The 26,110-nt window shown below is 65.0% G+C and carries 24 protein-coding genes; 18 read left to right on the top strand and 6 right to left on the bottom strand.

Translation table 11 applies throughout. The annotated features are described in order from the left end of the window. Nucleotides 1-77 precede the first annotated feature (77 nt). The 3 genes from FBZ93_RS31185 to FBZ93_RS31175 all read right to left on the bottom strand — a co-directional run bounded on the left by FBZ93_RS31185 (nt 78) and on the right by FBZ93_RS31175 (nt 2,707). Nucleotides 78-521, bottom strand: coding sequence for a DUF2147 domain-containing protein (locus FBZ93_RS31185; protein WP_146991268.1), 444 nt, complete (start codon nt 519-521; stop codon nt 78-80). Between the two features lie 135 nt (nt 522-656). Beyond that, nucleotides 657-2,042: an MATE family efflux transporter gene (locus FBZ93_RS31180; RefSeq protein WP_146991267.1), complete on the bottom strand. Its 1,386-nt coding sequence runs from the start codon at nt 2,040-2,042 to the stop codon at nt 657-659. A gap of 134 nt (nt 2,043-2,176) precedes the next feature. Continuing rightward, complete coding sequence (locus FBZ93_RS31175) at nt 2,177-2,707, bottom strand: GNAT family N-acetyltransferase (protein WP_146991266.1); 531 nt, start codon at nt 2,705-2,707, stop codon at nt 2,177-2,179. Between the two features lie 152 nt (nt 2,708-2,859). Here FBZ93_RS31175 and FBZ93_RS31170 point away from each other — a divergent pair, with 152 nt between their 5' ends. From FBZ93_RS31170 to FBZ93_RS31110, 13 genes are all read left to right on the top strand, one after another. Further along, the gene (locus FBZ93_RS31170) at nt 2,860-3,459 is read left to right on the top strand and encodes a superoxide dismutase (protein ID WP_074128460.1); all 600 of its coding nucleotides are present in this window, start codon (nt 2,860-2,862) and stop codon (nt 3,457-3,459) included. Between the two features lie 245 nt (nt 3,460-3,704). Then, the gene (crcB, locus tag FBZ93_RS31165; RefSeq protein WP_146991265.1) at nt 3,705-4,091 is read left to right on the top strand and encodes a fluoride efflux transporter CrcB; all 387 of its coding nucleotides are present in this window, start codon (nt 3,705-3,707) and stop codon (nt 4,089-4,091) included. A gap of 592 nt (nt 4,092-4,683) precedes the next feature. Then, nucleotides 4,684-5,397, top strand: coding sequence for a protein TolQ (gene tolQ, locus FBZ93_RS31160; protein ID WP_016846954.1), 714 nt, complete (start codon nt 4,684-4,686; stop codon nt 5,395-5,397). Nucleotides 5,398-5,431: 34 nt separating this feature from the next. Further along, entirely contained in the window at nt 5,432-5,899 is a 468-nt protein-coding gene (locus FBZ93_RS31155) for a biopolymer transporter ExbD (RefSeq protein ID WP_074128461.1), read from the top strand. 30 nt (nt 5,900-5,929) lie between these two features. Continuing rightward, nucleotides 5,930-6,865, top strand: coding sequence for a cell envelope integrity protein TolA (locus tag FBZ93_RS31150; RefSeq protein ID WP_146991264.1), 936 nt, complete (start codon nt 5,930-5,932; stop codon nt 6,863-6,865). Nucleotides 6,866-6,937: 72 nt separating this feature from the next. Continuing rightward, nucleotides 6,938-8,281 carry a Tol-Pal system beta propeller repeat protein TolB gene (gene tolB, locus FBZ93_RS31145; protein ID WP_146991380.1) on the top strand — a complete coding sequence of 448 codons (1,344 nt, stop codon included), beginning with the start codon at nt 6,938-6,940 and terminating at the stop codon, nt 8,279-8,281. A 188-nt stretch (nt 8,282-8,469) separates the two neighbouring features. Further along, on the top strand, nt 8,470-10,800 hold the full coding sequence (locus tag FBZ93_RS31140; RefSeq protein ID WP_146991263.1) for a putative bifunctional diguanylate cyclase/phosphodiesterase: 2,331 nt from the start codon (nt 8,470-8,472) through the stop codon (nt 10,798-10,800). Between the two features lie 172 nt (nt 10,801-10,972). Continuing rightward, nucleotides 10,973-11,704, top strand: coding sequence for an N-acyl amino acid synthase FeeM domain-containing protein (locus FBZ93_RS31135; RefSeq protein ID WP_146991262.1), 732 nt, complete (start codon nt 10,973-10,975; stop codon nt 11,702-11,704). A 302-nt stretch (nt 11,705-12,006) separates the two neighbouring features. Beyond that, nucleotides 12,007-12,489, top strand: coding sequence for a peptidoglycan-associated lipoprotein Pal (pal, locus tag FBZ93_RS31130; protein WP_021078622.1), 483 nt, complete (start codon nt 12,007-12,009; stop codon nt 12,487-12,489). A gap of 246 nt (nt 12,490-12,735) precedes the next feature. Continuing rightward, a complete protein-coding gene (gene ybgF / locus FBZ93_RS31125) occupies nt 12,736-13,782 on the top strand; it encodes a tol-pal system protein YbgF (protein WP_167529294.1) in 1,047 nt (348 codons plus the stop codon). Between the two features lie 51 nt (nt 13,783-13,833). Further along, the gene (tilS, locus tag FBZ93_RS31120) at nt 13,834-14,868 is read left to right on the top strand and encodes a tRNA lysidine(34) synthetase TilS (protein ID WP_146991260.1); all 1,035 of its coding nucleotides are present in this window, start codon (nt 13,834-13,836) and stop codon (nt 14,866-14,868) included. 259 nt (nt 14,869-15,127) lie between these two features. Further along, nucleotides 15,128-17,050, top strand: a complete 1,923-nt coding sequence (gene ftsH, locus FBZ93_RS31115) for an ATP-dependent zinc metalloprotease FtsH (RefSeq protein WP_050626061.1) — start codon at nt 15,128-15,130, stop codon at nt 17,048-17,050. A gap of 12 nt (nt 17,051-17,062) precedes the next feature. Further along, nucleotides 17,063-17,476 (top strand): DUF3052 family protein, encoded by a 414-nt coding sequence (locus tag FBZ93_RS31110; protein ID WP_146991259.1) that lies wholly within the window; start codon nt 17,063-17,065, stop codon nt 17,474-17,476. Between the two features lie 378 nt (nt 17,477-17,854). Here FBZ93_RS31110 and FBZ93_RS31105 read toward each other — a convergent pair whose 3' ends face one another. Further along, nucleotides 17,855-19,357, bottom strand: coding sequence for a hypothetical protein (locus FBZ93_RS31105; protein ID WP_146991258.1), 1,503 nt, complete (start codon nt 19,355-19,357; stop codon nt 17,855-17,857). A gap of 441 nt (nt 19,358-19,798) precedes the next feature. Between FBZ93_RS31105 and FBZ93_RS31100 the strand changes: the two genes are divergently transcribed. Together FBZ93_RS31100 and FBZ93_RS31095 are read left to right on the top strand one after the other, a co-directional pair. Then, the gene (locus FBZ93_RS31100; RefSeq protein WP_021078615.1) at nt 19,799-20,473 is read left to right on the top strand and encodes a TetR/AcrR family transcriptional regulator; all 675 of its coding nucleotides are present in this window, start codon (nt 19,799-19,801) and stop codon (nt 20,471-20,473) included. A gap of 171 nt (nt 20,474-20,644) precedes the next feature. After that, nucleotides 20,645-21,073, top strand: a complete 429-nt coding sequence (locus FBZ93_RS31095; protein ID WP_146991257.1) for an OsmC family protein — start codon at nt 20,645-20,647, stop codon at nt 21,071-21,073. A 58-nt stretch (nt 21,074-21,131) separates the two neighbouring features. Here FBZ93_RS31095 and pyk read toward each other — a convergent pair whose 3' ends face one another. Both pyk and FBZ93_RS31085 read right to left on the bottom strand, forming a co-directional pair. After that, entirely contained in the window at nt 21,132-22,568 is a 1,437-nt protein-coding gene (gene pyk / locus FBZ93_RS31090) for a pyruvate kinase (protein ID WP_146991256.1), read from the bottom strand. Then, on the bottom strand, nt 22,565-23,179 hold the full coding sequence (locus FBZ93_RS31085; protein ID WP_146991255.1) for a DUF1036 domain-containing protein: 615 nt from the start codon (nt 23,177-23,179) through the stop codon (nt 22,565-22,567). The genes pyk and FBZ93_RS31085 overlap by 4 nt, the downstream gene beginning before the upstream one ends. 198 nt (nt 23,180-23,377) lie before the next feature. On the opposite strand from FBZ93_RS31085, the gene FBZ93_RS31080 reads away from it, so the two are divergent. The 3 genes from FBZ93_RS31080 (at nt 23,378) to FBZ93_RS31070 (ending at nt 26,107) form a co-directional block, all read left to right on the top strand. Continuing rightward, on the top strand, nt 23,378-23,680 hold the full coding sequence (locus FBZ93_RS31080; RefSeq protein WP_026191804.1) for a DUF1244 domain-containing protein: 303 nt from the start codon (nt 23,378-23,380) through the stop codon (nt 23,678-23,680). A 248-nt stretch (nt 23,681-23,928) separates the two neighbouring features. Next, nucleotides 23,929-24,201 (top strand): DUF2312 domain-containing protein, encoded by a 273-nt coding sequence (locus FBZ93_RS31075; RefSeq protein WP_050422683.1) that lies wholly within the window; start codon nt 23,929-23,931, stop codon nt 24,199-24,201. Nucleotides 24,202-24,343: 142 nt separating this feature from the next. Then, nucleotides 24,344-26,107, top strand: a complete 1,764-nt coding sequence (locus FBZ93_RS31070; protein ID WP_146991254.1) for an adenylate/guanylate cyclase domain-containing protein — start codon at nt 24,344-24,346, stop codon at nt 26,105-26,107. The last annotated feature ends 3 nt before the right edge of the window (nt 26,108-26,110 follow it).

The following is a 26,110-nucleotide window of genomic DNA, read 5'->3' as shown; positions in this document are numbered from 1 at the left end:
GGACTTGATGTCCGCCATTCTCGCGGTGAGAGCCGCTCACCCCGAGCGCGAGGAGGGAGCGCAGCCTTTCCAGCTACCTACCGTCCCACCCGCGTCCAGGTCTCGCCGCCGCACAGCGCGCCGACGCAGCCTTCGACGCGCAGCATGCTCTCGCCGGTGACCGAGACGCTGCTCGCATAGGTGCCGCCATCGTCGGCATTGTAGATCTGGCCCGACCATTTGCCCGCGGCGACCGGCTGCATGGCGGAGAACAGCGGCAACCCGATGATCGGCCGGTTGGCCAGCGACGGATTGGGATTCTTGTTGTCGACCTGCGGCTTGCCGGTCATCGGATCGATCGGGTCGCGCAGGCTCACCACCACGCCGCAGATGCCGCCGCCGCATTTGCTGATCTTGACGCGGGCATCGCCCGCCTGGGTCTGCCAGACGCCGAAAGGCTCAGGCGCACCCTGCGCATGCGCTGCAGGCGCGGCGAACGCCGTCGCGATGATTGCGATCACGAATCCGAGTTTGCAGGCCATGGCAGTTCCCCAAAAGGTCGGCCTGCATAACAAGTCGAAAGATTTCTGCAATGTCATATTCGCGCGATCAGGCGCGGATGATCCAAAAAATTCTGTAGATTATTTCCGGGGTCGCCATGCTCAGGCAAGGCGATGCTATCCCCAGCGGGTCAGCCGAATCGATATGACGGTGGCGAGGCCGAATGCCACCATCGCCGCTCCGACCAGCGCAAACAGCGTCCATGCCGGCGCGCTCGCGGTAGCAAGCCACCAGCCGCCGATGCCGACCAGCAGCAGGCGGATGGTGCCGGCCAGCACCGGTCCGCCGACCTTGGCCGCGCCTTGCGAGGAGAAATACAGGCATACGCCGACGCCGAAGAAGCCGAATCCCGGGCCGGCCAGTGCGAAATAGGACGAAGCCGCGGCCGTTACACCGGGATCGCCGGTGAACAATGCGATCCACAGCGTCGGCTCGACTGCGACCACAAGTCCGACCAGTCCGACGACAAGGCCCGCGACCGTGCCGGCGGTCCACGCAACTTTGCGGGCCCGCGTCACCAGTCCCGCGCCGATCGCCATGCCGACCATCGGCACCGAGGCGACACCGACCGCGAAGGCGATCGGGATCAGCAGGAATTCCAGCCGTGAGCCCATGCCGTATCCGGCCAGCGTCTCGGTGCCGAAGCCCGCCAGGATCTTGGTGAAGATCAGGATCGTCAGCACGCTCTGCAGCGGCGACAGGCAGGAGATCGCGCCGACCATGAGGATGTCGAGAAACATCGCGCGCTGGAATCTGAATGCGGCAAAGTCGAGCTTCAGCCGGCTGCGGCCGGAGGCGAGATACCAAGCGAGGAAGATCGCACCACACGTGAAGGCCGTGAGCTGGCCCGCGGCGACGCCGCGCATGCCGAGGCTTGGCACGCCGAACAGCCCGAGCCCAAGCACGCCGCCGACCGCGATCTGGATCATCGAAACCGTGATCAGCGTCATCGAGGGAATCCGCATGTCGCCGGTGCCGCGCACGACGGACGCGAGCGTGTTGACCAGCCAGATCGAGATCGCGCCGGAGAACAGCACCTGCGAGTAATGCAGGGACTGCTCGAGCACGCCGCCGTGGCCGCCGAGCAGCGCATAGAAATTGCGGCCGAAGCCCAGCATCATCACGGTGAAGAACAGGCCGAGGCCGACTCCGATGATCGCAGCATGCAGAGCCAGGTCGGCGGCGCGGTCGCGATCGCCGGCGCCGAGCGCGCGGCTGATCGCCGAGGAGACGCCGCCGCCCATCGCGCCCGCCGACATCATCTGGTTCAGCATCGCGAACGGAAACACCAGTGCGATGCCTGCCAGCGGCTCGGTGCCGAGCCGGCCGATATAGGAGGTCTCGGCAACCGCGACCAGCGTCGAGCCGAACATCGCGATGGTGTTGGGGACCGCGAGCTTCAGCAGCGTCGGCAGGATCGGTGCGGTCAGAAAATGATCGACCGGCACCGCAGGCGCGGCCGTAGCGGGGCTGACGTCGTCGATCGAGGCTTCAATGGTCATGCGTCGCGGCTCACTTCGCAAGCGGGAGAGGGGCGCACTGCAATTCGACGCCAGTGGACCAGGCTCGTTCAATAAATGATGATCAACATGTTACGAGTTTGGGCTGGTCCTCGCCACCCGCGCCTGCGCAGGGGTCACCACGGCAGGCCGCATAGGTCGATCTTGCCCTGGCGCGGCGCGCGCACGATGTCGTTGACGAATGGCGCCATCGCCTCGAAGCGGATCGTCCCCGCGGGCTGTTCGCAAGTAACTTCGCCGTCGAAGGGATGCCAGCCGCGCGCCTGGTAGAACGCGAAATTGTGCGGCTCGCAGAATAAGATTGCAAATTTCACCGCATCGTTGGCACGAATGGTGTGCACGGCGGCGTCGAGCGCGAGTGACGCGTAGCCGCGCCCCCGGCAGTCCTCGCGGGTCGAGACCCCGCCGATGCCGCCGACATGCACCTTGTGACCATTCCAGGCGATTGTCCGGAAATAGATACCGACATGGCAGGCCAGCCCGCCGTCGTCGGGCGCGTCGAGCAGCACGCGCAAATCCGCGTGAGCCCATTTGATATCGGCCCAGCTCTTGTTCTGCATGACTTGAGGGCTCCAGACCGCGCGAAGCAGCGGCTCGGCGCGCTGCCATGACGCATCTCCGTTGAGAATGTCGATTTCGATGCTCATCGTCTGGGTCCTTGGTCTTGGCTTTGGTCTTGGTTTTCGGCTGTGCCGATCTGTCATAGCCGATCAGAAAATGCGGTGTTTCTCCGCCGTGGAACCTTCTATAAGGGGGACCCGTTAAGTGTAGTCTCCCACCCTCTGTTGGACATTACCCCATGACCTTCACGCTACCCGATCTGCCCTACGCCCACGACGCCCTTGCGCCCTATATGTCCAAGGAAACGCTGGAGTTTCACCACGACAAGCATCACCAGGCCTACGTCACCAACGGCAACAACGCGATCAAGGGGACCGAATTCGAAGGCAAGTCCCTCGAGGAGATCGTGAAGGGTTCGTTCGGCAAGAACGCGGCCGTCTTCAACAATGCCGGTCAGCACTACAACCACATCCACTTCTGGAAGTGGATGAAGCCGAATGGCGGCGGCAGCAAGCTGCCCGGCCGGCTCGAGAAGAAGATCAACGAAGACCTCGGTGGCTTCGAGAAGTTCAAGACCGACTTCGCCGCCGCCGGCGCCGGCCAGTTCGGCTCCGGTTGGGCCTGGCTGCAGGTCAAGGGCGGCAAGCTCGAGGTCGCGAAGACCCCGAACGGTGAGAACCCGCTGGTCCACGGCGCGGTGCCGATCCTCGGCGTCGACGTCTGGGAGCACTCCTACTACATCGACTACCGCAACCGCCGTCCGGACTATCTGAAGGCGTTCGTCGAGAATCTCGTCAATTGGGATTATGTCGACGAGCTGTTCGGCAAGGCCGGCTAAGCGTTCTGATCGCATTTTCACGAACGGCCCTTCACCCTCCCCTGGAGGGGGAGGGTCGACGCGAATGAAATGAGCGGCGGGGTGGGGTGACGGTCTATCCGCGCGCGATACTGTTCGTGCCGAGAGATCACCCCACCCCGTTTCGCATTCCGCTTCGCTTCATGCGAACCGACCCTCCCCCTCCAGGGGAGGGTGAGTTTTGAGCAAGGCTGCTCAAGCTTCTTCACACACCAGCGGGGGCATTGGTGGGTAACGCGGCAAGCTATCTTCTGGTGTTCTTCGGCGGCGGTCTTGGCGCAATGCTGCGCCACCTGATCAACGTCACCTGCGCGCGCTGCATCGGCACCGCATTTCCTTACGGCACTTTCATCATCAACATCACGGGCTCGACCGTGATGGGCCTGATCGCCGGCTATCTCGCCTTCAAGGGCGAGGCCTCGCAGCCCTGGCGGCTGTTCCTGATGACCGGCATCCTCGGCGGCTACACCACCTTCTCCGCGTTCTCGCTCGACGCCGCGCTGCTCTATGAGCGCGGCGAACTCGGGCTTGCGGCGCTGTATGTCGCGGGCTCGGTGCTGCTCTCGATCGCAGGCCTGTTCGCCGGGCTCGCGATCGTGCGGCATCTGACGTGAGCGGACATTAGCGAGGCGATCGCTCTCCGTTCGTCATTCCAGGGCTCGCAGACACGTGCGACAGGGCGTACGCCGCATTACGTAAGGTGAGCACGCTTTCAGGCTCCCTCTCCCCTTGCGGGAGAGGGTGGGGAGAGGGGTGGCCCCGGACGAGACAGTCGATAAGTGCATCGCTTGTCGTCGTGACGAATGCGGAGAGCGCACAGCGTGCGGCGCCCCTCTCCCCAACCCTCCCCCGCAAGGGGGGAGGGAGCCCTAACGCCGGTGGTTCCCTCGCACGCGTGCGGCCGCATATCCGTTCATCGCGGGAACCCGCCAACAGCCTCTGCCGGCGGCATTTCCGCCTCCAAATTTCCCTTTGGTAACCTCGCCTTAACCATGATTAGCGTTTGGTTAGGGTCGGAATGCCGCGTGAAAAGCCCTCGTTTTGACATCTTGGCAGGGGAAGCAGGGCCCGGCTTTGGACGGGCCCCCCATGCGACAGATGTAAGAGGCTCTCGCGCAGTTTTGCCGCGCCGGGCGTGCGGCCGTGGAAGGGGTGCCGATTGGCGGCCCGCCGAATTGGGACACTTGCGTTGAGAGGATATTGCCGATGAATCCCGCCGATGTGGCTCAGTCGACTCTGCCACTGGCATCGAGCGATGTATCGCTGATCGCATTGTTTTGGCAGGCTCATTGGGTCGTCAAATGCGTGATGCTGGGACTTCTGTCCTGCTCGGTGTGGGTCTGGGCGATCGCAATCGACAAGATCCTGCTCTACGCCCGCACCAAGCGAGCAATGGACAAGTTCGAGCAGGCGTTCTGGTCCGGCCAGTCGATCGAGGAACTCTACCGGGCGCTCTCGGCCAAGCCGACCCAGTCGATGGCGGCCTGTTTCGTGGCCGCAATGCGGGAGTGGAAGCGCTCCTTCGAGAGCCAGTCGCGGTCGTTTGCCGGGCTACAGGCCCGGATCGAAAAGGTCATGAACGTCTCGATCGCCCGGGAGGTGGAGCGGCTCGAACGGCGCCTCCTGGTGCTCGCCACCGTGGGCTCGGCCGGCCCGTTTGTCGGCCTGTTCGGCACCGTCTGGGGCATCATGTCGAGCTTCCAGTCGATCGCGGCCTCGAAAAACACCTCTTTGGCGGTGGTGGCGCCCGGTATCGCGGAAGCGCTGTTTGCGACCGCAATCGGCCTGATTGCCGCAATTCCGGCGACTATTTTCTACAATAAGTTCACCTCGGAGGTGAACCGGCAGGCCGCGCGCCTGGAGGGTTTCGCCGACGAGTTCTCCGCCATCCTGTCGCGTCAGATCGACGAGCGGGGCTGAGACTGATGATGGTCACTGTTGTGAGCGCACGATCATGGCGATGAGCATGGCAGGGTCCGGCGGTGGCGGCAGGCGCCGCCGCGGACGCAAGCCGGTGATGGCCGAGATCAACGTCACGCCGATGGTCGACGTGATGCTGGTGCTCTTAATCATTTTCATGGTGGCGGCGCCGCTGATGACGTCGAACATCGACATCGACCTGCCGGTCGCGAGCGGCGGCAAGTCGATCTCGTCGAACCAGCCGCCGCTGACGCTGTCGGTCAAGCGCACCGGCGGCGGGTGCAATTCGAATGTCGAGCTCTATCTGGGCGACGCGCCGATCACGGCCGCCGATTTTCCGGCCAAGATCAAGGCGATCGGAGACGCCCGGTCGGAAGCCGAAAAAGTGGTCTATCTGCGTGGCGACAAGGACGTCTGTTACACGGATATGATGAAATTGCTCGGGGAAGTCCGGGCCGCGGGATTCAAGGCGAATATCGTCATCATCCCGGAAGGCGGATAACCACCATGCCAAGGCACGGGGAAGCCTGATTTGAAGGTCAAGGTCGACAAGACTCTGGCGGCATCGATTGTCCTGCACGTCCTCGTGATCGGGTGGGGCCTCGTGTCGTTTTCGACCCGGGCGTATGTCATGCCCGAAGAGGAATCAGTTGCCGTCGACGTGATCTCCTCCGACCAGCTTTCGCACGTGATGTCGGGCCAGAAGGACGGCAAGAAGGAAAATCCCAAGCCGCTGGTCGACAAGGTCGCCGAGGCCAAGCCGGTCGACGACATGGTTGGCAAGGTCGAGGAAAAGAAGCCGCCGGTCGTGACCGAAACCGCGCCGCAGCCGACACCGAAGGTGGAGAAGCCGGAGGACAAGAAGCCGGATCCGCCGAAGAAGGTCGAGAACAAGCCGAAGGAAGAGCCGAAGCCGGTCGAGAAGAAGCCCGATCCGGAGAAGCCCGACCCGATCGCGGAAGCGATCAAGAAGGAAGAGAAGAAGCCGCCGCCGAAGCCTGTCGCACAGGCCGCCAAGCCGCCGCCGGAGCAGAAGCCGAAGGATCGCGTGTTCGACCAGAGCAAGATCGCAGCACTGCTCGACAAGCGCGACCCGACGCGCGCCGCGGCGACCGGCGATGCGCTCAATGCCAACGCGGCGCTCGGCACCGCGAAGGGCAAGGCCGCCGACAACTCCGCGACCTGGGGCGCGATGTTCCGGCAGCAGGTCGAACGCTGCTGGAAGAACAAGCCCTACGGCAGCATCGAGGAGCAGCGGACCCAGGTGGTGATCGATGTCGATCTGAAGCGCGACGGCACGCTCGCGCGCATGCCGGTCGCGGAGGGCTCGCCGAGCACGCCTTACATGCGCGTCTATCAGGAGAGCGCCTTGCGCGCCATTATCGCATGCCAGCCCTACAACCTGCCGGCGGGTTGGTTTGAAGAATGGAAGGCATTCGCACCGGTGTTCAAAGAGAATAATACGTAGGATCAGCGGCGACGCTTGACCTATAGAAGACAAAGTCTACCGACCATGACCGACAACAATGATTTGCGTGCAATGATGTTTCGCCTCGACCGACGACAGATGATTTCCGGCATGGCTGCGTTCTCTGCGCTTGCGGCGGCGCCAATCCGTCAAGCCTTCGGGCAGGAAGGCGGACGCAAGCAGATTCCCGTCCCGGGCGGAGAGTTCGCGCCGGTGCCGATCGCGATCCCGAATTTTTCGGCCGGAACGCCCGGCGACACCGAAGTCGGTGTCGGTGTTGCGCAGGTCATCACCAACAATTTGAAGCGCAGCGGCCTGTTCGCGCCGATCGATCAGGCGGCCTTCCTCGAGAAGCAGGTCAACATCGACGCGCCGCCGAATCTGAATAACTGGGCGAGCATCAAGGCGCAGGCGCTGGTGGTCGGGCGCATGACCCGCCAAGGCAACGGCCGCGTGAAAGCGGAATTCCGGCTCTGGGACGTCGGCACCGGCCAACAGCTCGCCGGCCAGTCCTACGACACCTCGGCCGAATACTGGCGGCGCATCGCGCACATCATCTCCGACCAGATCTACGAACGCATGACCGGCGAGAAGGGCTATTTCGATACCCGCGTCGTGTTCGTCGACGAGAGCGGCTCGGCGGATCGCCGCGTCAAGCGGCTCGCGCTGATGGACCAGGACGGCGCCAATGTGCGCTATCTGACCCGTGGCTCGGATCTCGTGCTGACGCCGCGCTTCTCGCCGTCGACCCAGGAAATCACCTACATGGAATTCGGGCAGGGCGATCCGCGCGTCTATCTGCTCAACATCGAGACCGGTCAGCGCGAGATCGTCGGCAACTTCCCCGGCATGTCGTTCTCGCCGCGCTTCTCGCCCGACGGCCAGCGCGTCATCATGAGCCTGCAGCAGGGTGGCAACTCCAACCTGTTCGTGATGGATCTGCGCTCGAAGTCGATGACGCGGCTGACCGACACGCCGGCGATCGACACCTCGCCATCCTATGCGCCCGACGGCACGCGGCTCTGCTTCGAGTCCGACCGCGGCGGCAAGCCGCAGATCTATGTGATGCCGGCAACCGGCGGCGCCGCGCAGCGCATCTCGTTCGGCGACGGCACCTATTCGACGCCGGTGTGGTCGCCGCGCGGCGACTACATCGCGTTTACCAAGCAGGGCGGCGGGCAGTTCGCGATCGGCATCATGAAGCCGGACGGCTCCGGCGAGCGCATCCTGACCTCGGGCTTCCACAATGAAGGTCCGACCTTTGCGCCGAACGGGCGCGTCGTGATGTTCTTCCGCGATCCCGGCGGCAACAGCGGACCGTCGCTGTTTACCATCGACGTTTCCGGGCGCAACGAGCTGCGGGTCCCGACCCCCGGATTTGCCTCCGATCCCGCCTGGTCGCCGCTGTTGTCGTGAGCGCGTGCAAACCAGCTCCGGGGAATCCTCGGAGCGGGTCGGCGCTTCTCACCTAGCGTACTGAATTTGATGGTGAATTCCAGCCGTCGTCGGTCCGTGGCAAGGACTCGCTAACGATGTTCGCTCAGAAAGACTTCACCTGCGGTCGCTAGAACTACGCTGCCGGAAAAGGACGCGTACGTCTGCAGATGCAGTTGGTGGATCAGAAACGACGAGGCAGCCAGGACGAGCTGGAGCCAGTGCTCTACGCTGCACTCGTGGATTCGATGCGCCAGAATTTCTGGGCAATGTTCCTCGGCAGCGTCGCCACCGCCTCCGCCGCGGTGATGACCGCGCTCAAGACCGGCAATGTGCTGCTGTGGCCGTTCGCCTTCCTGATCGTCGCCATCGGAACCGCGCGCGCGGTCTGGATGCGCAAATACGACGAGGGGCAGGGTGGCGGCCTGACCTATGAGGAAGCCAAGGTCTGGGCGCCGCGCTACTCGATCGGTGCGATCGTCTACGCCATGGTGCTGGGCGCCTGGTGCTTCGTCACAATCCTCGGCAGCAATGATGCGATCGCCCACATGCTCTGCGTCGCAGTGACGGTCGGCTATACCGCGGGCGGTGCGGCCCGCAATTACGGTCGGCCGCGGCTGCTTCAGCTCCATGTGCTGGTCGCCTGCGGCCCGATGTCGCTCGCCTTGGCGCTGCATGGCGACTTCTACTATGTCGGTCTTGCGACCCTGCTGGTGCTGTTCTTCCTCGGCCTCAAGGGCATCAACCTCAGCCTGCATGCGATCTTCGTCAAGGCGCTGACCGCGAGCTTCCGCGAGGCGGCGCTGGCGCATCAGTTCGATACCGCGCTCAACAACATGCCGCACGGCCTGTGCATGTTCCGCGCCGACGGGCGCCTCGCGGTGATGAACCACCGCTTCATCGAGATGATGCAGCTGTCCGACGATTTCGTGCAGCGCGGCGCCAGCGCGGCGGATATCTGCAATGCCTGCGTCCTGTCCGGCGCGATCTCGGCCGCGGCCGCGCAACAGATCCTCTTCGAGATCGAGAGCTCGCAGCGCGGCGACATGGTCACCAGTGACCCCGATCCGGCGAAGAACCGTTCGCTCGACTGGACGTTCCAGCCGATGGCGGGCGGCGGCACGGTTGTGCTGGTCGAGGACATCACCGAGCGCAAGGACGCCGAGGCGAGGATCAGCCACCTCGCGCGCTACGACGAGCTGACCGCGCTGCCCAACCGCGTCAATTTCCGCGACGAGATCGGCCGGCTGCTCGCCATGCAGCACGGCGATCACCGTTCCGCATTGTTGTTCGTCGATCTCGACCAGTTCAAGCAGGTCAACGATACGCTCGGCCATCCCTGCGGCGACCAGCTGCTTTGCGCGGTCGCCGAGCGGCTGCGCGAGATGCTGCGTCCGGAGGATTTCGTGGCGCGGTTCGGCGGCGACGAGTTCGTCGTGTTCCAGCAGAACATCCACTCGCATGAGGACGCCGCCGCGCTGGCGCGGCGCATCGTCGACCGCCTCAGCGAGCGCTACAAGATCGACAACCATCTGGTCGAGATCGGCGCCAGCGTCGGCATCGCGATGACCGCGCCCGGTGTCGGCGCCGACACGCTGCTGAAGAACGCCGACATGGCGCTGTACCGCGCCAAGGCCGACGGCCGCGGCACCTTCTGCTTCTTCCGCGATGAGATGGCCCAAACCGTCGAGGCCCGCCGCATCCTCGAGCTGGATCTGCGCAAGGCCCTCGCCAACGAGGAATTCGAGCTGTTCTACCAGCCGCTGATCAACCTGAAGTCCGGCAAGGTTTCGACCTGCGAGGCGCTGTTGCGCTGGAACCATCCGGCGCGCGGCACGGTCTCGCCGGTCGATATCATTCCGGTCGCCGAGGACATGGGCCTGATCGTCGATCTCGGCCGCTGGATCCTGCGCAAGGCCTGCATGGAATGCATGAAGTGGCCCGAGGCGGTCAGCGTCGCGGTCAATTTCTCGCCGCAGCAGTTCCATCAGCGCGACGTGCTGAGCGAGGTCCGCTACGCGCTGGAGGTCTCCGGCCTGCCGGCGCACCGGCTCGAGATCGAGATCACCGAATCCTCGCTGTTGCACAACACCGAGCTGACCCACGACGTGCTGTCGCAATTGCGTTCACTCGGCGTGCGGATCTCGCTGGATGATTTCGGCACCGGCTACTCGTCGCTCAGCTATTTGCACAATTTCCCGCTGCAGAAGGTCAAGATCGACCGCTCCTTCCTCGAAGGCATCGACAGCGATCGGCCGCTGACCTTGCTGCGCGGCGTGGCGCGGCTGTCCGCGGACCTCGGCATGTCGGTCGTGGTCGAGGGCATCGAGACCAATGAGCAGCTCGAACTGATCAGCGCCGATGGCGCGGTGACCGAAGCACAGGGATATCTGTTCAGCCGGCCGGTTCCCGCCGTCCGCATCCGCCAGCTGCTGAATGCCTCGCATGGCCGCCGGCCCGACGAGCAGCTGCACGTGGTTCCCTCGCGCTCGATCGCGTGAGCCCGCCGAATACCTTCAATCGATAGTTGTGACGGCCGTCATGTGCACGACCTGAAGTGCGCCCTTACGGTCAGAGGTTAACTGTATTGCCTCGATTGCTTTGACGAAAATTAAGAAGCTGTTAAGGTTTCAGGCAGCTCGCAAAAGTTGTCGTGAAAGTCCGGAGTAGTTCATGAGGTCCCCCGTCGTTGCGCCCCGCGCTTTTTCGCGGGGCCCGGAGTTGCTCGACCAGGTTGACTACCGCCTCGCCCAAACGCCCGCCGAAAAAGAAGAGATCTACAATCTGCGTTATCGCGCCTATCTGCGCGAAGGTGCGGTGAAGGAATCCGCGGAGCAGCGGGTCACGGATCAATACGATGATCTGGAGAACTCCTGGACCTTCGGCGTTTATCTCGACGGCCAGCTCAGCAGCTCGGTTCGCATCAGCGTCCTGACGAACGAGTGGCGCGAGTCGTGCTCTGCGGAGGCGTTCGGCGAAATCCTGCATCCGAGGCTCGATCGCCGCCAAGTCATCATCGATCCCGCGCGGTTCGTTGCGGATCCCGATCGGGCCCGGCGCGCGCCTGAGCTGCCCTATGTCACCGTTCGTCTCGCCTATATGGCCTGCGAATATTTCAGCGCCGATCTGGGGCTGGCCATCGTTCGTCCGGAGCACCAGGCATTCTACCGCCGCGTCTTCTTCCACGAGACCATTGCCGAGCCGCGCCTGTTCCCGGGCCTGCTGAAGCCGGTCGGGCTGATGGCGGCGGATTTCCCCACCATGCGGGACAAGGTGTTCTCACGCTACCCGATGATGCGTTCGTCGGCGTTCGAGCGCCGCATGCTGTTCGAGCGCGAGCACCATGTGCCCCAGCAGCCGACGATCGAGCGATTCGAGCGCCCTTCGATCGTGCCGCATTCCTGAGCGCGGACTGCCCGGCTGTCGTTCCGTCGCTGCCGCCGTTCCAAATCTGCAACTTTCTGTCGTCGGCTGGCCACGGACGGTGCCAAAATTGCCGTCGAGCGATTCGGTTCCAGCGAACCTTGCCTTCCCTTCACCGTCGCGCCACATTTGCCACCCATTAACCATCGGGGGCGCTTTCCGGCATTGCCTGGCATTTGATGGGGTCCAGCAAGGTCTCGTCAAGGTTGACGGAACGTTCGCTTAACCATCGCCCTGTAGACCGATTGGGTAGTACGAAGAGCGTGAGCGTGGAGGCTCCGGGAATGAAATATCTCCAGGGTATGAAGCTGGTTGCGGTTCTGGCGGTGGCGCTGTCGATGGGCGCCTGCGCCAACAAGAACCCGTTGGACGCCAATGGCGCGATTGGGGGCGCCGCGACCCCGGGTAGCCAGCAGGACTTCGTGGTCAATGTCGGCGACCGCGTGTTCTTTGAAAGCGATCAGACCGATCTCAGCCCACAGGCGACTGCGACCCTCGACAAGCAGGCGCAGTGGCTGCAGACCTACAACCGCTATTCCTTCACCATCGAAGGTCATGCGGACGAGCGCGGCACGCGCGAATACAACATCGCGCTCGGTGCCCGCCGCGCCCAGTCGGTTCGCGCCTACCTTGCCTCGCGCGGCATCGATCCGAGCCGTATGCGCACCATCTCCTACGGCAAGGAGCGCCCGGTCGCGGTCTGTAACGACATCTCCTGCTGGTCGCAGAACCGTCGCGCCGTCACCGTGCTGAACGCCAGCTCCTGACGCGATCCCGAATACGTTTCCAAGCCGGCGCCTTCGGGCGCCGGTTTTGTTTTGGCCGCACGGGGCCTGGGCCGCTTTCATCAAGATGAACGAAGCTGCGCGCAATTGGCCGCTTGCTTGTTCCAGCGCCCGTACTAAACCGGTATCCGCGGCGTTGTCCCGGATTTGAAGTGCCAGTCACAATTCCGGCGTACTCCGTCCCTCAATGTCGCTCGCTTTTCACGTCGATCTCGTCGTCAGGGCAAAATGTCATCCAGGCTTCATTTTCTTTCCTCCGCCGCGGCGATCGCGGCGCTATTCGCCGTTTCCGCACCAGTGTTTGCCCAGTCCGACGATTCCGATGCCGAGATGCGGATCGAGCGGCTTGAAAACCAGCTGCGGCAGCTGACCGGTCAGAACGAGGAACTGCAGTACCGCAACCGTCAGCTCGAAGAGCGGCTGCGCCAGCTTGGCGGTCAGCCGCCCGGCGCTCCTGGACAGGCTCCCGCCGGCCAGCCCAATGTCGCGGCGGTGCCTCCGGCGCAGCAGCCGCAGGCTTACCCGCAAGCCCAGCCGGGCTACGCCCAGCCGCAGCAGGGATACGGCCAGCCACAGCAAGGATACGGCCGACAGCCGCAGGGCGGCTATGACCAGCAGCAGATCGCAACGCCCGCGCCGATCGTGCAGGAGCCGGCAGCTGCGGCAGCCCCCGGCCGCCGCGGCCGCGGCGATGCCTTCGATCCGACCCAGAACCCGAATGCCCCCGGCGCTCCGCGCGCGCTCGGCGGCGGCCAGATGCCGATGCAGAACGAGGCGGCGGTCGGCGCACCCGGCGGCCGCGGGGCGGGCGAGCCGCTCAATCTCGGCAATACCAGCCCGCAGCGCGGTGCCCCCGGCGCGGGCGCGGCCCTGACCACATTGCCGCCGTCGGCCACGTCGAAGGACGAGTTCGACCTCGGCATCGGCTACATGCAGCGCAAGGACTATGCACTCGCCGAAGAGACGATGAAGAACTTCGCGACCAAGTATCCAACCGATCCCTTGGTGGCGGATTCGCAATACTGGCTCGGCGAAAGCTATTTCCAGCGCCAGCAATATCGCGACGCCGCGGAAACCTTCCTCGGCGTGACCACCAAGTTCGACAAATCAGCGAAGGCGCCCGACGCGCTGCTGCGGCTCGGCCAGTCGCTGGCGGCGTTGAAGGAAAAGGAAGCCGCCTGCGCCGCGTTCGGCGAGATCACGCGGAAGTACCCGCGCGCATCCGGCGGGGTCAAAGCTGCGGTTGACCGCGAGCAGAAGCGCGTGAAGTGCTAAACCGGCAAGGGGAGGCCGCTTCCGGCCTTTCCACGACCTGCTGGTTCTGCGATGCCCGACGACCAATCCGCCATCCCGGCAAGGGACGCCAAGCGCCTGTTCGCAGGCTTGGCGCGCGCGCCGGCGATCGTGCTTGCGGTGTCCGGTGGTCCGGATTCAGTCGCGCTGATGTGGCTGGCCGCGCGCTGGCGCCGCGCGCTCGCGCAAGGGCCGCGGCTGGTGGCGGTCACCGTCGATCACGGTCTGCGTCGTGAGGCGGCTCGCGAGGCGCGCGATGTGAAGCGGCTGGCGCGAAGCCTCGACCTGCCACATCACACCTTGCGCTGGAACGGATCCAAGCCCAGGACCGGCGTGCCGGCCGCCGCGCGCGAGGCGCGCTATCGTCTGCTCACACAAGCCGCGCGCAAGCACGGCGCCACGCATATCCTGACCGCGCACACGCGTGACGACCAGGCCGAGACGCTGCTGATGCGGATGCTGCGCGGCAGCGGCGTCGCGGGCCTCTCGGCGATGGCGCGCGAGACCGAGCGCGACGGCGTTCTGCTGACGCGGCCGCTGCTCGATATCTCCAAGGCGCAGCTGATCGCAACGCTGCAGAAGGCGCGCATCGGCTTTGCCGACGATCCGACCAATCGCGACCTGTCCTTCACGCGACCTCGGCTGCGCGCACTAATGCCGCTATTGGCCGAGGAGGGCGGCGACGCGCGGAACCTGGCGCGGCTTGCCGCGCGGATCGCGCGGGCCAATGCCGCGCTGGAGCTGCTGGTCGATGGCGCCGAGCGCTATCTTGCGTTGAAAAGCGAGGATAACCTCGGCGCAGGCTTCGACGCTGCGCTGTTCGCGGTGATGCCGGACGAGATCCGTCTCCGCCTGCTCAAGCGCGCCATCGACCGCACCGGACATGAGGGGCCGGCCGAACTCGGCAAGGTCGAAACCCTGCTCGCCGCGGTCGATCAGGCGCTGGATGGGGCCATCGGACAACGCGAATCGAAGCTGAAACAGACGCTTGCCGGAGCGGTGATCAGCGTCGCCTCCGGCCGCATCAGGATCAGCCCGGCCCCGCCTCGCCGGGCACGTTCCGGCTAGGCCGGGTTCGATTGTTTCAATCGCTGTCATAATCCGGCAAGGTGGCTTAACCACCCCGGAAAAACACCGGATTCTGCGTCATTTTTTGACCGGGAATCGCGCTAGGATGCGGTAAATAGTCGTGCGTGGTTCCCTTGGCATCGACCCCAGCGGCACCTAGATTGTAGGGCATCGACGGGATGGATTCCCTGGGGATTCCCACAGAGCCTGCCCAAGGATAGAGAGAGGCCGCGATCCGCGCGACCACCGAAGGAAGACCATGAACGCCAATCTGCGGAATTTCGCCCTCTGGGTCATCATTGTCCTGCTGCTGCTGGCGTTGTTCACGCTTTTCCAGAATCCCGGCCAGCGCTCGTCGTCCTCGGACATCTCGTTCTCGCAGCTTCTCACTGAAGTCGATCAGGGCCATGTCCGCGATGTCGTGATTCAGGGGCCCGAGATTCACGGCACCTTCAACAACGGCACCAGCTTCCAGACCTACGCGCCGAGCGATCCGACGCTCGTGAAGCGGCTCTATGACGCCAAGGTGCAGATCACCGCGAAGGCGCCCGGCGACAACGTGCCGTGGTTCGTCTCGCTGCTCGTCTCCTGGTTGCCGTTCATCGCGCTGATCGGCGTCTGGATCTTCCTGTCGCGGCAGATGCAGGGCGGCGCCGGCAAGGCGATGGGCTTCGGCAAGTCGCGCGCCAAGATGCTGACCGAGGCGCATGGCCGGGTCACCTTCGAGGACGTCGCGGGTGTCGACGAGGCCAAGCAGGATCTGCAGGAGATCGTCGAATTCCTGCGCGACCCCGGCAAATTCCAGCGGCTCGGCGGACGGATTCCGCGCGGCGTGCTGCTGGTCGGCCCTCCCGGCACCGGCAAGACGCTGATCGCGCGCGCGGTCGCCGGCGAAGCCAACGTGCCGTTCTTCACCATCTCCGGTTCTGACTTCGTCGAAATGTTCGTCGGCGTCGGCGCGAGCCGTGTCCGCGACATGTTCGAGCAGGCCAAGAAGAACGCGCCTTGCATCATCTTCATCGACGAAATCGACGCGGTCGGCCGTCATCGCGGTGCCGGCCTCGGCGGCGGCAATGACGAGCGCGAGCAGACGCTGAACCAGTTGCTGGTCGAGATGGACGGCTTCGAGGCCAATGAAGGCGTGATCCTGATCGCGGCGACCAACCGTCCCGACGTGCTCGATCCCGCGCTGCTGCGTCCGGGCCGCTTCGACCGTCAGGTCGTGGTGCCCAATCCGGACGTCGTCGGCCGCGAGCAGATCCTCAAGGTTCACGTCCGCAAGGTGCCGCTGGCGCCGGATATCAACCTCAAGACCATCGCGCGCGGCACCCCGGGCTTCTCCGGCGCCGACCTGATGAACCTCGTCAACGAGGCTGCGCTGACCGCCGCCCGCCGCAACAAGCGGATGGTGACGCAGGCCGAGTTCGAAGAGGCCAAGGACAAGGTGATGATGGGCGCCGAGCGCAAGTCGCTCGTCATGACCGAGGAAGAGAAGTTGCTGACGGCTTATCACGAGGGCGGTCACGCCATCGTCGGCCTCAACGTCGTCGCGACCGATCCGATCCACAAGGCGACCATCATTCCGCGCGGCCGTGCGCTCGGCATGGTGATGCAGCTGCCGGAGCGCGACAAGCTGTCGATGTCGCTGGAGCAGATGACCTCGCGCCTCGCCATCATGATGGGTGGCCGCGTCGCGGAAGAGCTGATCTTCGGCCGCGAGAAGGTGACCTCGGGTGCCGCCTCCGACATCGAGCAGGCGACCCGCCTGGCCCGCATGATGGTGACGCGCTGGGGCCTCTCGGAAGAGCTCGGCACCGTCTCCTATGGCGAGAACCAGGACGAGGTGTTCCTCGGCATGTCGGTCTCGCGCACGCAGAACGCGTCCGAGGCCACGGTCCAGAAGATCGACTCCGAGATCAAGCGTCTGGTCGAGGAAGGCTACAAGGAAGCGACCCGCATCCTGACCGAGAAGCACGACGATCTCGAAACGCTCGCCAAGGGCCTGCTCGAGTTCGAGACGCTGACCGGCGACGAGATCACCGACCTCTTGAAGGGCAAGAAGCCCAACCGCGAGTCGGTGCTGGAGCCGTCGACGCCGCGCGCCTCCGCCGTGCCGCCGGCCGGCAAGCCGCGCCCGCGTCCCGATCCGGACACCGGCCTGGAGCCGCAGCCGCAGGCGTAAGCCTCGACCGCCATGGCCGGCACCTCCGGCAAACCGATTGTGCAAAAGCTCGGCCTCAAGCCGGGCTTTTGTATTTTTGTCGACGGATTGTCCGTCCCGTACAGCGACATCGTCGGCGAACTGCCTGCCGGAGTGCGGATCGCGAAGACCGCGCGGGCACCACTCGATGCCGTGCATCTGTTCGCCGCCGAGGCCAAGGGCCTCTCGGCCAAGCTGCGTCGCTACCGGGAGGTGATCGCGCCTGACGGCATGATCTGGGTGTCGTGGCCGAAGAGGAGGTCGGGCGTCGCGACCGATCTCGACGACAGGGCCGTGCGCGAGGCCGGGCTCGCGGCCGGCCTCGTCGACGTCAAGGTCTGCGCGGTCGATGCGACATGGTCGGGGCTGAAATTCGTGATCCCGGTCAAAGAGCGCGGCAAGCGCTGAGATTGCGAGGCGAATGGGCTTGGCCTCCGTTGGGGCGCAGTGGCCTCCTCGCGCCAAGCCGCAAGACGGCACGGCCGCGCCGACCGATAGCGCGGCGGAAAAAGGGGAGGGGAGGCCGATGCGCAAGGCGTTCGGCGCGCTTGGCGCAGCTGATGCGCTTCAACGGCAAGATTTAGGATTGCTTCGGCGAGTTGCAGGCGGGGAATTGAGCTGAGATCAATCGCCGCTATGAATCCGTCATCCTGAGGAGCGCGCAGCGCGTCTCGAAGGATCGACGGCCCGGCTGGTGGCCGATTCATCCTTCGAGGCTCGCCCAGCGGCGCAAGTGCGCGGCAAGGCTCGCATCTCAGGATGACGGTGATGGCAGTGCAGTTGAGGCTAGTTCGAGCTCGCGGCTGCCGGCATCGCGTCGACCCTCGCCTCGTCCGACCGCACATGGATGACGGCGATATCGTCCTTGTAGAGCCGCTTCCAGCCCTTGAGGTGGTCCAGCGCGTTTCCGGCCGGAGAGTCCGAACTCAGCAGCGTGGCGTCGATGCGGTATTTGTCGAGCAGGTCGAGCAGCTGGCCGGCATCGCGGGCATCGAGCGCGGCGTAATAGTCGAGCACGAATTGCTCGCCATACAGCTCGGCGCGGCCGTCGATGAACACCTTGATGTCGCGGCTCACCAGATAGCCGCCGAACGGCGCGGTATTGAACACGCGCTGCGCCTTGTGCTGCTGGAGGACGTCGACCGCGGCAGCGGGCCAGAACACCGGCAGGAATTTGAACGGGTGCTGGGCGACGAACATCGTCGTCGTCACCCACGCCCCGATCACCATCGCGATCGTAGCCAGGATCGTAACGACGGGGAGCGAGCGGCGGTCCTCGAAGCGGGCGGCGGTAACGGCCGTCATCCCCCATTGTTCTGATATCGGCTTGGCGAGCACCAGCGGCGCGATGAACGCGAACACCTCGATGTTGCGGATATGGCTCAACGCCATCCACACCAGCCCGAGCAGCAGCAGGATCCGCGGCACCGACAGCGTCAGCCCGCGATAGCAGATGATGCCGATCAGGCCGAGCAGCGTGGCTTCGAAGAAGCTGGGCTTGCTGAAATCCGCCGGCATCCACTCGCCGATCAGCGTCAGCAACTTGCCGAGGCTGAGGATCTTGGTCGCGCCGAGCAGGCTGTTCCAGCCGTAGGGCGTCACGCAGCTTGCGGCCAGCGCCGCGATGCCGAACAGTCCCCATCGCACGATGAGCTCGCGGCGGCGGCTGGGCTCTGCGCTCCACACCGCCTCCAGTCCGATCGGCCCGATCAGCGCGAGGCCGAGCACGAAGCCGCCATGCAGATTGGCCCATAGCGCCATCAGCGGCAGCAGCCACCATGATGGATAAGTGCGGCGATCCGCAGCCGCCATCAGGCCGCCGATGAACGCCAGCAACACCGGCAGCGCCAGCACATGCGGCCGCGCGAAGAAGTGGATGGTCGACAACAGCAGCGCCAGCGCGGCGATCAGGATCGCCCGCGCCGGATCGAAATACGGGTTCAAGAGATGCAGGAAGATCCCGACCGTCGCGCCGATCGCGATCGACGTCAGGATCACCGGCCCGGCCCAATCGCCGCCATAGACGAGGGCGTACGCCACTTGCGACAGCCACGAGCTCGAAATCCATGGCTCGCCGAAACGGGTGAAGGAGAACACGTCGGATGTCGGCATCGCGCCGTGTTCGAGGATCCACTGTCCGACCTTGATCTGCCATTCCGTGTCGGAATCGCGCAGCAGGATTTCACCGGCGGAGAGATAGAACAGATAGGCGCCCACGGCCGCGCACACGGGCACCAGTCCTCGCAAAGAGCTACGACTGCTCACGCTGCTGGTGATGGAGAGTGACATGCGCTTTCTTGGTTCGGCCGGGGACATCGAGACAACGCCACACGTGACGTTCGGCGCACTCGACCACGGTCTCAGATAAATTCGGGTAAATGCGGACGCGCGCGCGTGGGTCTGCGCGAGACCAGATGCCTCGATTTTGAGCGATGATCTTAGCTCGCGATTTACCACCGAAGGCCTGATCCGAGCCTGAGTGCCGTTGGCGACTGCCGATCTGTCGCTGAATCGGGGCGGCCCGGGGCACCCGAAGGCCGGAGCGGCCGCCGGCTCAATCCGAGGTGGCGTGCAGCCGTCGCAAGATCTTTACAATTCCAGCTTGTCATCCCCTCTGAATAGTTGTTCACTTCTTCAGGCGATTGCGGGATCAATCGTTCAAAACATTGAAGACGCGTGTGTTCTGCCGGTGGGCGCCGGCCTGGGCATGCGGTGGGGGGACGGAACGCCATGGTCTACCGGCGAACACATCAGGTCGTGAAACGGCTCGCTGCCCGGCGCAGCGCCATCCTGTCGGCTGCGCGGGATGCGGCGGCTGCGGGCGGCATGGCGGCGGTCCAGATCGCGCCGGTCGCGGTGCGGGCCAATGTCGCAGCCGGCACCGTCTACCGCTACTTCCCGTCCAAGGCCGAGCTGATCTCGGAATTGATCACGGAAGTCTCGCGCGACGAGCTGTCCGCGATCCGGCGCGCCGCCGATGCAGCGCCAGGGCCGTCATCGGCGCTGGCCGCCGCGGTGACCACGATCGCGGTCCACGTGCTGTCGCAGCGCAAGCTGGCCTGGGGCATCCTGGCCGAGCCGGTCGATGTCGACGTCACCGCCTCGCGCCTCGCCAGCCGCCGCGATATTTCCGGCGAGCTCGCCATGCGCATCGATGCGGCCGTGCGCGCCGGCCATCTGCCGGCGCAGGATACGGCGCTCGCCGCCACCGCCTTGCTCGGCGCCTTGCACGAGGCGCTGGTCGGCCCGCTGGCACCGAGCAATCTCGACGATCCGATCAAGCTGCGCGATGCGGTGCAGACCGTGACGCTGCTCGCGCTGCGCGCGGTCGGCGTGATGGATGCGCGCGCCCGCGGTCTTGTGGTGCAGGCGACGACCCCGGCGAAGGCGCTGGTCGGCGCCTAGAGCTTCGGGTCTGATCGAACCGAAGCTCTCAACTTCTATTTTGGCGCGTTTTCTTCACGCGAACCGGCGTCCACTTCGCTCGAAAACGCTCTGAGGTCGCGCGTCGAACACTTCCGTCGCATTGGCGTTGTAGGCTTGTGGCTGGGTTCAACCAACCTCAGGGAGCAACGCATGACGACGACCCACGGTTCGGCCAAATGGCAGGGCGGCATCAAGGACGGCAAGGGCGCGATCTCGACCAAGAGCGGCGCGCTCGCCGATTACCCCTATGGCTTCGCCAGCCGCTTCGAGGGCAAGCCCGGTTCGAACCCCGAAGAGCTGATCGGCGCGGCGCATGCCGCCTGCTTCACGATGGCGCTGTCGCTGATCCTCGGCGAAGCCAAGCTCAGCGCCGAGCACATGGAGACCAAGGCCGACGTGACGTTGGAGAAGGTCGCTGACGGTTTCGCCATCACCGCCGTGCACCTGACGCTGTCGGCGAAGATCCCGGGTGCCGATAACGCGGTGTTCCAGGAATTGGCGGGCAAGGCCAAGGCCGGATGTCCGATCTCGAAGCTGCTGAACACCAAGATCACGCTGGACGCGTCGCTGCAGGGCTGACGGTCTGGAGTGCAGTATCGGGCCACGCTGATGAGTGGCCCGGCGCGGCCCGGCCCGGTTAGAGCTGCGCGTCGCCCTTCGGTCCGACCGAGGCGATGCGCAGCATGTTGGTGGTGCCGGGCGCGCGCAGCGGCACGCCGGCGACGATGATGACGCGCTGGCCGGCCTTGGCAAAACCGTCGCGGAATGCAATCGAGCCGGCGCGGTCGACCATGTCGTCGAGATCGTGCGCATCCTCGGCGACCACGCAATGCACGCCCCACACCACCGACAGCTTGCGGCCTGTGGCGAGATTCGGCGTGATCGCGACCACCGGCACCTTGGGCCGCTCGCGCGCCACGCGGATGCCGGTCGAGCCCGATGACGTCCAGCAGATGATCGCCGACAGATCGAGCGTCTCGGCGATCTGCCGCGCGGCGTCGGCAATGGCGTCGCCCACCGTCGCCTCGGGATCGACGCGCTGCGCATTGATCACGTTGCGATAGGTCGGATCGCGCTCCACCTCCTCGCCGATGCGATTCATGGTCGAGACCGCCTCGACCGGGAATTTGCCGGCGGCGGATTCCGCCGACAGCATGATGGCGTCGGCGCCTTCGTAGACCGCGGTGGCGACGTCGGAGACTTCGGCGCGGGTCGGCACCGGCGCCTGGATCATCGACTCCAGCATCTGGGTCGCGACCACCACCGGCCTGCCGGCGCGCCGCGCCATCCGGATCATCTGCTTCTGCAGGCTCGGTACCCGCTCCAGCGGCAGCTCGACGCCGAGATCGCCGCGCGCCACCATCAGCGCGTCCGCCGCATCGATGATGTCGGCGAGGCGGTCGATCGCCTGCGGCTTCTCGATCTTGGCCATCACGGCGGCGCGGCCGCGGATCATTTTCTTGGCCTCGATCACGTCCTCGGCCCGCTGCACGAACGACAGCGCAACCCAGTCGATGCCTTCCGGCAGCGCGGCTTCCAGGTCGGCGCGATCCTTCGGCGTCATCGCAGACACCGGCAGATCGGTGTCGGGCAGGCTGACGCCCTTGCGATCCGACATCTTGCCGCCGATCACGACACGCGTGACCGCGCGTTCGGACGAGGTTTCCTCGGCGATCAGCCGCACCTTGCCGTCGTCGAGCAGCAGCGCGTGGCCGGGCCGGAGCGCGGCGAGGATTTCCGGATGCGGAAGCTGGACGCGGCTGTTGTCGCCGGGGGTCTTGTCGGAATCCAGGATGAAGCTCTGGCCGTTCTTGAGCTGGGTCGATCCTTCGGCGAACGAGCCGAGCCGCAGCTTCGGCCCTTGCAGGTCGACCAGGATGCCGATCGGCCGGCCGTAGCTCGATTCGACATTGCGGATGGTCTTGACCAGCTCCCGCATCTTGTCATGCGGGGTATGGCTCATGTTGATGCGGAAGACGTCGGCGCCAGCTTCGAACAGCTTGCGGATCATCGCGCTGTCTGAGGAGGCCGGGCCGAGCGTTGCGAGGATCTTGATTCGACGCAGTCGTCTCATTGTTTGTTTCCGGGCGGCGTTGCGGCTGGCGGCAGACCCGGCGCGCCCGGCGGCGTTGCGCCCGGCGGCGGATTTGGCAGGCCCGGCATCGCCCCGGGGCTTCCTGGGGCTACGCCGCCCGGCATTCCCGGTACTTTCTGCGGCTGTTGTTCGTTGGCTTCGGTCAGCTGGACGGTCCATGCACGCTGCTCGCCGGTGTCGACCTCGAAGAAGCCGGTGCGGTCAAAGCCGCGCGCCAGACAATTCTCGGTGCCCTTGATGGTGAATTCCTTGTCGCGCGAGCACATGAAGGCCTGGCCGGACCATTCGCCGCCGCGATCGTAGTCGAGAGCGTAGATGTAGTAGTAGCGCGCCACAAGATTGCCGCGGAGCAAGGTCTCGCAGGTGCGCGACGACACATTCCACCAGCCTTCGGTGGTCCAGCCTTCGGCGTCCTTGTAGCCGAGCGCGATGCCGACGCGGCTCGAGGTGTTGTTGCAGAGCCTGAAATCGGCGGCCGCCGGGCTCGTCCACAGGCAGGCCGCGACAACCGCCAGCACCGGCAGGAGGCCGGCCACGATCAGGCGGATGGTGCGGGGAGGAGCTGAGGCGAGAGAATCTGTTGGGCTCATGCGGCGAAGCTATATCAAACCATTGACGATTTCGCGTGCCCGGCAGGCACTGTCAACGGGCGGGCGCCCGTCCCCCGCGCTGTGGGACCGTGGCAAGTGTTGGCCGGACAGGTCCGTATTGCGCGTCGATATGGCAAAATCTGTGACAATTCCCACCTGATATCAATATGGTGAGCGCCTCACACCGGGATCACGATCATGAGCATTGACGACAAAACCAGAACGGAACTTGAGGCTGCGGTGTTTCGGCGCCTCGTCAGCCATCTCCGCAACCGGACCGATGTGCAGAACATCGACCTGATGAACCTTGCCGGCTTCTGCCGCAACTGCCTGTCCAACTGGATGAAGGAAGAGGCCGACGCCAAGGGCCTAGCGGTGAGCAAGGACGAGAGCCGTGAGGCGGTCTACGGCATGCCCTATGAGGAGTGGAAGGCGAAGCACCAGGGCAGCGCGACGCCGGAGCAGCTCGCGGCGATGAAGAAGGCCCAAAGCGGGCATTAAGCCGATGGTGTCATTCCGGGATGGTGCGCTAGCACCAGACCCGGAATCTCGAGATTCCGGGTCTGGTGCTGCCGCATCGCCCCGGAATGACGTTTATGCGTGGAACACCAGCATCTCCTGTGGGCGCGCTGTGGATGAGCGCGATGTTTCCTTGACGGAACGAGCTCCAAAATCGAGGGTCGCCCGCAACAAGCGGTGCGCGTGGCGCGTATTCGCGCGACATTTCATTGCCATTTCAGGAGTACGCGATGGCCACCACGTCTGCCGCCGTTCAGGACGAGCCCGCAACGCGATTTGCCAAGGACCAGCTCAGGTCGATCATCGAGCGTATCGAGCGGCTGGAAGAAGAGAAGAAGACGATCTCGGACGATATCCGCGACGTCTATGCCGAGGCGAAGGGCAACGGCTTCGACGTCAAGGCGCTGCGCACCATCGTGCGTCTGCGCAAGCAGGATGCCAATGAGCGCCAGGAGCAGGAGACCATCCTGGAGACCTATATGCAGGCGCTCGGCATGCTGTGAGGCGGCCGGCGGGCTGGCCTGACGCCGTCAGGCCGTCCGCCGAGGGTACTCCCGATGGCTCCTGCCGCGCCTCGGTCGAGGCTTGGGTGACATCCCGGGATTTGCTAGACTTGGCGGTGAGGTAACCGGGCAGATCGTTCAGATGGACGTGCCAGGACCAGAGCGCAGGCTCGCAGCGGTCCTCGCCGCCGACATGGTCGGCTTTAGCCGCCTGATGGAGGCTGACGAGACGGGCACCCTTGCGCGCCTCAAGACCCATCGAATCGAGCTGATCGATCCGGCCATCGCCAAGAATCGCGGCCGCATCATCAAGACCACCGGCGACGGCATGCTGGTCGAATTCCACAGCGTCGTCGATGCCGTGCTGTGCGCGGCCGAGGTCCAGAGCCGGATGGCCAAGCGCAACACCGACGTCGCGCCGGCGCGGTGGATGCAGTTTCGCATCGGCATCAATCTCGGCGATGTGATCGTCGACGGCGCCGACATCTTCGGCGACGGCGTCAATGTCGCGTCCCGCCTGGAGACGCTGGCCGAGCCTGGCGGCATCTGCATTTCCGGCGCGGTCCGCGACCAGGTCGGCGATCGCCTGGAAGATCTCAGCTTCGAGGATCTCGGCGACCAGACCGTCAAGAACATCGCGCGTCCGATCCGGGTTTTCCGCGTCCATTTCGAAGCGGGCGCGAAATCCGCGGCCGAGCAGCCCAGTGCTGTGGCCCGTCCTGTCGTCGCCAAGAAACCCTCCATCGCCGTGCTGCCGCTGGTCAACATGAGCGGCGATCCCGAGCAGGAATTCTTCGCCGACGGGCTCACCGAGGACATCATTACCGAGCTGTCGCGCTTCCACGATTTGCTGGTGATCTCGCGCAACTCGACCTTCGTGTACAAGGGCAAGGCCGTGAAGGTGCAGGACGTCGCGAAGGAGTTCGCGGTCGACTATGTGCTGGAGGGCAGCGTGCGGAAGGCCGGCGGGCGGATCCGCGTCACGGTGCAGCTGATCGACGCCGAGGCCGACCGCCACGTCTGGGCCGAACGCTACGACCGCGAGCTCGCCGACATCTTCGCCATCCAGGACGAGATGACGCGCGCGATCGTATCGACCCTGCCGGGACGCGTCGAGGCCGCAGCTCACGACCGCGTCAAGCGCAAGCCGACCGACAACATGGCCGCCTATGAGTGCGTGCTGGCCGCCAAGGTGCTGCATCATCGCTCGGCGCGGGACGACAATGCGGAAGCGCAGCGCCTGCTCGAGCGGGCCATCGTGCTCGATCCCAACTACGCCCATGCGCACGCCTGGCGCGCCTGCGTGCTCGGCCAGACCTGGGTCTACAACTGGTGCGACGACCGCGACGCGACTTTTGCGCAGGTGGCAGCCGAGCTCGAGATTGCGCTCAAGCTCGACGACAATGACAGCGACGTGCACCGGATCCTCGCCGCGCTGAACCTCAACCGCGACGATCACGACAAGGCAGCCTTCCACCAGGAGCGCGCGCTCGCGCTCAATCCGAACTACGACCTCGTCGTCGTGCAGCAGGGCGAACTCCTGACCTGGCTCGGACGGCCGGAGGAAGGCATCGACTGGATCAAGCGGGCGATGCGCCTCAATCCGTTCCATCCGGAGCGCTTCTGGAGTCATCTCGGCCGCGCCTGCTATTGCGCCGAGAAATACGCCGACGCCGCCGAGGCGTTCTCGCGCATCACGCGGCCCGACCACACCCATCATGCCTTCCTCGCCGCGACGCTGGCGCAGATGGGCAACGCGGTGGCGGCCACGGCCCATGCGGCCGAGGTGATGAAGCGCGAGCCGGCCTTCTCGGTGTCAGCCCATCTGGCAACCCAACACTACAAGCGCGAGCCCGACCGGGCGCGCTATGAGGCTGGGCTGCTCAAGGCAGGGCTGCCGGCTTGATCA

Origin of the sequence: Bradyrhizobium macuxiense, from assembly GCF_007993935.1 — a bacterium.
GTDB lineage: Bacteria > Pseudomonadota > Alphaproteobacteria > Rhizobiales > Xanthobacteraceae > Bradyrhizobium > Bradyrhizobium macuxiense_A.
The sequence above is the reverse complement of the archived record's forward strand: the minus strand, read 5'-3'. Positions and strand labels throughout refer to the sequence as shown.

Excerpts from the sequence above, each read along its gene's own strand:
- FBZ93_RS31080 (WP_026191804.1), top strand. The coding sequence starts at position 23,378 with ATGAGCATTGACGACAAAACCAGAACGGAACTTGAGGCTGCGGTGTTT.
- FBZ93_RS31085 (WP_146991255.1), bottom strand. The coding sequence starts at position 23,179 with ATGAGCCCAACAGATTCTCTCGCCTCAGCTCCTCCCCGCACCATCCGC.
- FBZ93_RS31140 (WP_146991263.1), top strand. The coding sequence starts at position 8,470 with ATGCAGTTGGTGGATCAGAAACGACGAGGCAGCCAGGACGAGCTGGAG.
- FBZ93_RS31135 (WP_146991262.1), top strand. The coding sequence starts at position 10,973 with ATGAGGTCCCCCGTCGTTGCGCCCCGCGCTTTTTCGCGGGGCCCGGAG.
- FBZ93_RS31070 (WP_146991254.1), top strand. The coding sequence starts at position 24,344 with ATGGACGTGCCAGGACCAGAGCGCAGGCTCGCAGCGGTCCTCGCCGCC.
- FBZ93_RS31095 (WP_146991257.1), top strand. The coding sequence starts at position 20,645 with ATGACGACGACCCACGGTTCGGCCAAATGGCAGGGCGGCATCAAGGAC.
- FBZ93_RS31175 (WP_146991266.1), bottom strand. The coding sequence starts at position 2,707 with ATGAGCATCGAAATCGACATTCTCAACGGAGATGCGTCATGGCAGCGC.
- ybgF (WP_167529294.1), top strand. The coding sequence starts at position 12,736 with ATGTCATCCAGGCTTCATTTTCTTTCCTCCGCCGCGGCGATCGCGGCG.
- FBZ93_RS31075 (WP_050422683.1), top strand. The coding sequence starts at position 23,929 with ATGGCCACCACGTCTGCCGCCGTTCAGGACGAGCCCGCAACGCGATTT.
- ftsH (WP_050626061.1), top strand. The coding sequence starts at position 15,128 with ATGAACGCCAATCTGCGGAATTTCGCCCTCTGGGTCATCATTGTCCTG.
- pal (WP_021078622.1), top strand. The coding sequence starts at position 12,007 with ATGAAATATCTCCAGGGTATGAAGCTGGTTGCGGTTCTGGCGGTGGCG.
- FBZ93_RS31105 (WP_146991258.1), bottom strand. The coding sequence starts at position 19,357 with ATGTCACTCTCCATCACCAGCAGCGTGAGCAGTCGTAGCTCTTTGCGA.
- pyk (WP_146991256.1), bottom strand. The coding sequence starts at position 22,568 with ATGAGACGACTGCGTCGAATCAAGATCCTCGCAACGCTCGGCCCGGCC.
- FBZ93_RS31185 (WP_146991268.1), bottom strand. The coding sequence starts at position 521 with ATGGCCTGCAAACTCGGATTCGTGATCGCAATCATCGCGACGGCGTTC.
- FBZ93_RS31110 (WP_146991259.1), top strand. The coding sequence starts at position 17,063 with ATGGCCGGCACCTCCGGCAAACCGATTGTGCAAAAGCTCGGCCTCAAG.
- tilS (WP_146991260.1), top strand. The coding sequence starts at position 13,834 with ATGCCCGACGACCAATCCGCCATCCCGGCAAGGGACGCCAAGCGCCTG.
- FBZ93_RS31155 (WP_074128461.1), top strand. The coding sequence starts at position 5,432 with ATGGCGATGAGCATGGCAGGGTCCGGCGGTGGCGGCAGGCGCCGCCGC.
- tolB (WP_146991380.1), top strand. The coding sequence starts at position 6,938 with ATGATGTTTCGCCTCGACCGACGACAGATGATTTCCGGCATGGCTGCG.
- FBZ93_RS31180 (WP_146991267.1), bottom strand. The coding sequence starts at position 2,042 with ATGACCATTGAAGCCTCGATCGACGACGTCAGCCCCGCTACGGCCGCG.
- FBZ93_RS31170 (WP_074128460.1), top strand. The coding sequence starts at position 2,860 with ATGACCTTCACGCTACCCGATCTGCCCTACGCCCACGACGCCCTTGCG.
- FBZ93_RS31100 (WP_021078615.1), top strand. The coding sequence starts at position 19,799 with ATGGTCTACCGGCGAACACATCAGGTCGTGAAACGGCTCGCTGCCCGG.
- tolQ (WP_016846954.1), top strand. The coding sequence starts at position 4,684 with ATGAATCCCGCCGATGTGGCTCAGTCGACTCTGCCACTGGCATCGAGC.